Annotated in this window: 4 protein-coding genes and 1 pseudogene; 4 read left to right on the top strand and 1 reads right to left on the bottom strand. The window is 66.0% G+C overall.

The features are described 5' to 3' along the window. A pseudogene (locus ACRDUX_RS28190) lies at positions 1-297 on the top strand (HNH endonuclease signature motif containing protein); the annotation flags it as partial. Here the strand turns inward: ACRDUX_RS28190 and ACRDUX_RS28185 are convergent. After that, entirely contained in the window at positions 294-755 is a 462-nt protein-coding gene (locus tag ACRDUX_RS28185; protein WP_526418697.1) for a DUF1810 domain-containing protein, read from the bottom strand. The pseudogene ACRDUX_RS28190 and the gene ACRDUX_RS28185 overlap by 4 nt on opposite strands. Before the next feature lie 98 nt (positions 756-853). On the opposite strand from ACRDUX_RS28185, the gene ACRDUX_RS28180 reads away from it, so the two are divergent. The 3 genes from ACRDUX_RS28180 (at position 854) to ACRDUX_RS28170 (ending at position 5985) form a co-directional block, all read left to right on the top strand. Then, entirely contained in the window at positions 854-3055 is a 2202-nt protein-coding gene (locus tag ACRDUX_RS28180) for an adenylate/guanylate cyclase domain-containing protein (protein ID WP_526418695.1), read from the top strand. Next, positions 3052-4452 (top strand): mechanosensitive ion channel domain-containing protein, encoded by a 1401-nt coding sequence (locus tag ACRDUX_RS28175; RefSeq protein WP_526418693.1) that lies wholly within the window; start codon positions 3052-3054, stop codon positions 4450-4452. The genes ACRDUX_RS28180 and ACRDUX_RS28175 overlap by 4 nt, the downstream gene beginning before the upstream one ends. Positions 4453-4989: 537 nt before the next feature. Next, positions 4990-5985 (top strand): alpha/beta hydrolase, encoded by a 996-nt coding sequence (locus ACRDUX_RS28170; protein WP_526418691.1) that lies wholly within the window; start codon positions 4990-4992, stop codon positions 5983-5985. Positions 5986-6037: the final 52 nt, after the last annotated feature.

Genomic DNA, 6037 nt, shown 5'->3' with positions numbered 1-6037 from the left:
GAAGGGCACAATCAAGTCACCACGCCGGGCAGTCGGCTGCTGTTCCCGGAACTACGCCAACCCACCGCAGCGGTCGTTCCCGTCGAGGTGCCCGCGCAGCCAGCCCACACCGCGGGGTTGAGGATGCCGCGCCGCGGAACCACGAGGTCCCAAGACCGGGCCCGCCGCATCCACGACGAACGCGAACTCAACAAGGCGCTCATCGAAGCCGAAGCCCAACAAAGAGTCGTAGCCGCAGCCGTGGACGAACAGGCAAGGGCTGCAGCCGAAGCCGCCGAACCGCCCCCACCGTTCTAGAGCACTGATGCGGATGAGGCGGAGTGACCAGGATTCAACAGCTCGAGAGTCTTGGGATCCCGCCCGCCGCCGTAGTACTCGTCGAGCACCGCGACGAAATCTCCGGCGTCGGCGGCCACCTCGGCGAACAGCGTCATCGACGACCGCAGCTTCATCGCATCCACCGAACCCATCAACGCTTGAGCGGTGACCGCCCCGGACCGGGTGACCAACTGTGAGCACCGGTGCAAGCGCGGCCCGAGCACGTCGTGCGCCAGATAGGCGACGGCCTCGTCGCGGGATTCGATGCCGAATCGGTCGGCCATGACGCTAGTGCCCAGCCCGCGCAACTGAGGGAACACGAACCACACCCAGTGCGAGATCTTGCGTCCCGCGCGCAGTTCCGCCACCGCCGAGTCGTAGACACCGCCACGTTCCTGGGCATCGACGAAGCGCTCGAGATCGAAGGCGGCGGCCATGACTCCAGGGTGCCCGATCAGTCCCATCCCGTCGACGGCCATCGAACATTCATCGAGTCCCGCCGACCAGCCTGTTTGCGAGCTAGTCTATGCAACTGATGACGACGACGACGGCGGAAGACGCCCCCACGGACGAGACGAGCGACTCGACCGAATCCGCCAAACGGAGCCGTCGACGCCTGATGTCACGGGTGAGCATCCAATCCAAGCTGCTCGTGATGCTGCTCCTGACGAGCGTTCTGTCCGCCGCGGTCGTCGGGGCGATCGGCTATCAATCGGGCCGCAACTCGTTGCGTGCGTCGGTCTTCGAGAGGCTGACGGAGATCCGGCAGTCGCAGAGCAGGCAGCTGCAGTCCAGCATCGCCGACCTGAAGAACTCTCTGGTGATCTACTCGCGGGGGTCGACGGCGTCACAAGCCCTCGAAGCGTTCACGGCGGGCTTCGACCAGCTCCAGACGGCCACCGTCGATCCGGCCCAACAGCAGTCACTCGTCGACTACTACGCACGACGGTTCGCCAAGGACGAGAAGGCGCAGACCGGCGAGAACGTCGACGTCGATGCACTGGTGCCGACCTCCAACGCGCAGCGCTACCTGCAGGCGAACTACACCGTCCCGTTCGGCGACTACGACAAGCCGACCGCGGACTGGGACGCGGCGATCAAGTTCGACGACGCCCGCGACGGCAGCCCGTGGTCGGCCGCGAACGCCCGGTTCAACGACTTCTTCCGGGAGATCGTCACCCGTTTCGACTTCGAGGACGCCCTGTTGCTCGACACCCGCGGGAACGTCGTCTACAGCGCCTACAAGGGCGTGGACCTCGGCACCAACGTGCTGACCGGTCCCTACCGGGGCAGCGAGCTCGGCGGCGCCTATCAGAAGGCGGTCGACTCCAACACCGTCGACTACGTCGGCCTGACCGACTTCGGGGACTACCAGCCGGCCGACTCGCCGACGGCCTGGTTCGTGTCACCCGTCGGGCCGCAGGGAAGGGTGGAAGGTGTTCTGGCGCTGCAGTTCCCGATCTCCAAGATCAACAAGCTGATGACGATGGATGGGCGCTGGGAGGAGTCCGGCATGGGTGCCACGGGCGAGACGTACATCGTCGGCCCCGACGATCTGATGCGGTCCGACTCCCGACTGTTCCTACAGGATCCCGAGGCCTACAAGCGCGACGTGATCGACGCGGGCACCCCGCCGGACGTCGCCGCGGACGCGATCCGCCAGCACGGCACCACGCTGGTGCAGCCCGTCGCGTCTGAGGCCACCAAACTCGCGCAGCGCGGCCAAGCCGGCACACTGATCGCGCCCGACTACCTCGGCGACGAAACGCTGCAGGCCTATGCGCCCGCCGACATCCCCGGACTGCGGTGGACCGTGATCGCCAACATCGATACCTCCGAGGCGTTCGCCCCGGTGTCGGCGTTCACCAGAACGTTGGTGTTGTCGACGGCGGGGATCATCTTCGCGGTCTGCATCGCTGCGATGTTGCTCGCGCGGCTGTTCGTGCGTCCGATCCGCCGGCTCGAGAGCGGTGCCCACCAGATCAGCTCCGGCGACTACGGGGTCACCATCCCGGTGGCATCCCGTGACGAATTTGGCGATCTCACAGTCGCTTTCAATGGAATGAGCCGCAACCTCGCCATCAAGGAGGACCTGCTCAACGAGCAGCGTCGGGAGAACGACCGCATCATGCTGTCTCTGATGCCCGAGCAGGTGGTGGCGCGCTACCGCGAGGGCGAGGAGACCATCTCCCAGGACCACCAGGACGTGACCGTGATCTTCGCCGACATCGTCGGGCTCGACGAACTCTCCGCCGACTTGACGTCCGAAGAGTCGCTGGCCATCGTGAACAAGCTCGTCCGCCAGTTCGATGCGGCGGCCGAGAGCCTCGGCATCGAACGAGTCCGGACGCTGCGCAACGGATATCTCGCCAGCTGCGGCCTGAACGTGCCGCGCATCGACAACGTCCGCCGCACGGTCGACTTCGCCATCGAGATGCACCGGATCGTCGACCGCTTCAACGGCGAAGCCGGACAGTCGCTGAAGCTACACGCAGGCATCGATACCGGCACGGTCAGCAGCGGCCTGGTCGGCCGGGCGAGCCTGGCCTACGACATGTGGGGGGCGGCAGTCGATCTCGCCTTCTCCGCGCAGAGCGGCTCCCCGCTCCCAGGCGTATACGTCACCTCCGACGTCTACGACGCGATGCGCGACACCCGGCAGTTCACCGCCGGGGGTGAGATCACCGTCGCCGGGGAGTCGCAACCCATCTGGCGGCTCTCGGAGCGGCAATCGTGAGCAGCATCGTCGACGCGGCCTGGTTCTACTGGGCCATCGGCGTGGCGATCGGCCTGCCGATCGCGCTGGTCGCCCTCACCGAGCTGCGAGCCGCGCTCACCAGGCGGGGCAGCGCGCTGACCCGTCCCGTGGACCTGGTGCGCAATTACATCCTGCCGCTGGGTGCTCTGCTCCTGCTCCTGGTCAAGGCCACCGAGGTGTCCGCCGACGCCACCCCGGTCCGCATCGTCTCCACGGTGCTCGGCTTCGTACTGCTGGTGCTGGTGCTCTCCGGACTCAATGCCACGCTCTTCCAGGGCGCGCCGGAAGGCTCCTGGCGCAAGCGGATTCCGTCGATCTTCCTCGACGTCGCACGGTTCCTGGTCATCGCGATCGGGCTCGCGATCATCTTCTCCTACATCTGGGGCGCCAACGTCGGCGGACTGTTCACCGCGCTCGGCATCACGTCGATCGTGCTCGGTCTGACACTGCAGAACTCCGTCGGCCAGATCATCTCCGGCCTGCTGCTGTTGTTCGAGCAGCCGTTCCAACTCGGGGACTGGGTCGACACCCCATCGGCGCGGGGCCGGGTCGTCGAGGTGAACTGGCGTGCCACGCACATCGACACGGGCAGTGGCCTGCAGATCATTCCGAACTCGGTACTAGCGGGCGCATCGTTCGCCAACCTGAGCCGGCCGCCCGGCGAGCACTCGATCTCGGTGGTCACCCAGTTCAGCCACAACGATCCTCCCGACGACGTATGCGGCATGCTCGTCCGGGTGGCGGCCACCCTGCCCCACCTGCGTCCTGGTGCGACGCCATCCAGCGTGGCGGCAGGCGCGGGCGGGTACAAGACGTCGATTCCACTGCGGTCTCCCGCCGACGGCGGGCCGGCCAGGGCGATCTTTCTGCGATGGGCCTGGTATGCGTCTCGCCGCGCCGGTCTGCATCTCGACGAGGCGGACGACGACTTCGCCACCTCGGAGCGTGCGGCGACGTCGCTGCGCGTCCTCGGACCGACACTGAGGCTGAGCGAGGCCGAGCAGCAGGAACTGCTTCCCAACGCACGAATCGCCAGGTACGGCGCCGACGAGACCATCCAGTTCCCCGGTCAGACACCGAGCCGGATGACGTTCATCGTCAACGGCCGGATACGACTCACCGCCAGAGCCGAGGACGGGGCGACGATCCCGGTCCGAATCCTCGAGGAGGGCGACTTCATCGGTTCGACCGCATTGACCCGCGAGCCGGCGCTCGCGGGCGCCTACGCCGTCGACGAGGTCACCGTGCTGCAGATCGAGCGTGAACACATGGAGGAGCTGGTGTTGCGAAAACCCCTGCTGCTCCAGGAGATCGGCCGCACCATCGAGGAGCGCCACGACGACGTGCAGCGGGCGCTCGCGGCCGCTGCACACTGATCAGCGAGCCTCTCGTCCAATCACGTTGATCGCCAACGGGATTGACGGACACCGTCGTTCCGGCTCGACCCCCGTGTCTCGTCGCGCGTTTCATCGAGTTTGCTGGCTACTGGAATCGCGCCGGTCGCTCAGGTCATCGAGGCGGACCGTACGCGACGCGCCGGCCGAACGCGCCCTGCGGTTTGCGTTGGCAGTTGCCGAAGTGCGTGCCCAGGGCGGATTCAGTATCATCTAGCCAGGTCAGCGCGATTTTCAGGCTCGGATGGCTGCGCGTCCAGGCTTTGGCGGGCTACGCGCCGAGCCCCTCCGGCCGAGCGCGTCGCTGCGATCGGGCGATCACAGAGTTCACTTCATTCACACAGGTCACAGGCGAAATCTGTCCGGAAGGTCTCTGGGCCGAGTCGTAATCGTTAGCCAACCGCGACGTCACAACACGGCGTTGACCGGGGATGCGAACCACATCGACGTGATTCACTTGCGCTCGCAAAGCAACGGCGATTGCTTGAGGACATGAAGAGAGGACGGTTGGTTGCCGTTATGAAGTTCGTCAGAAATATTCGTGGCACGTGGTTGCGCCGGCTGGTCGTTGGACTCGTGGCAGCAATGACCCTGCCCGGGCTGATCGGCTTCGTCGGGGGTTCGGCGACGGCAGGAGCATTCTCCCGGCCGGGGCTACCGGTGGAGTACCTGGACGTGTTCTCCCCGTCGATGAACCGCAACATCAGGGTGCAGTTCCAGGGTGGCGGCCCGCACGCCATCTATCTGCTCGACGGCCTGCGCGCGCAGGACGACTACAGCGGTTGGGACATCAACACTCCCGCCTTCGAGTGGACCTACCAGTCCGGCCTGTCGACCGTGATGCCGGTCGGTGGCCAGTCCAGCTTCTACACCGACTGGTACCAGCCGTCGCAGGGCAACGGCCAGGACTACACCTACAAGTGGGAGACGTTCCTGACTCAGGAACTGCCCGCCTTCCTCGAGAGCAACTACGGCGTCTCGCAGAACGGCAATGCCGTCGTTGGTCTGTCCATGGCGGGCGGCGCCGCGCTGACGTACGCGATCTACCACCCGCAGATGTGGACCTACGCCGCATCTCTGTCTGGCTTCCTCAACCCGTCCGAGGGCTGGTGGCCGATGTTGATCGGGCTGGCGATGAACGACGCGGGTGGCTACAACGCCGAGAGCATGTGGGGTCCGTCGGGTGACCCGGCGTGGAAGCGCAACGACCCGATGGTCAACGTCAATCAACTGGTCGCCAACAACACCAGGGTGTGGATCTACTGCGGCACCGGTACGCCTTCGGACCTGGACACCGGCGACTCGGGTGCCAACCTGATGTCGGCGCAGTTCCTCGAGGGGTTCACGCTGCGGACGAACGTGACCTTCCGGGACAACTACCTGGCCGCGGGTGGCACCAACGGTGTGTTCAACTTCCCGGCCACCGGTACCCACAGCTGGGGCTACTGGGGTCAGCAGCTGCAGCAGATGATCCCCGACGTCCAACGGACGCTGGGAGCTCAGGCCACCGCCTGACATCTGAAGGACCAGAAAGGTCAGGAAGCCTGCCGTCGCCCCCGGACGGCAG

Source organism: Mycobacterium sp., assembly GCF_050701675.1.
Taxonomy (GTDB): Bacteria; Actinomycetota; Actinomycetes; order Mycobacteriales; family Mycobacteriaceae; genus Mycobacterium.
The sequence above is the reverse complement of the archived record's forward strand: the minus strand, read 5'-3'. Positions and strand labels throughout refer to the sequence as shown.

Bases quoted from the DNA above. Each gene is read 5' to 3' on its own strand.
- ACRDUX_RS28185 (WP_526418697.1), bottom strand. From the start codon at position 755: ATGGCCGCCGCCTTCGATCTCGAGCGCTTCGTCGATGCCCAGGAACGT.
- ACRDUX_RS28180 (WP_526418695.1), top strand. From the start codon at position 854: ATGACGACGACGACGGCGGAAGACGCCCCCACGGACGAGACGAGCGAC.
- ACRDUX_RS28170 (WP_526418691.1), top strand. From the start codon at position 4,990: ATGAAGTTCGTCAGAAATATTCGTGGCACGTGGTTGCGCCGGCTGGTC.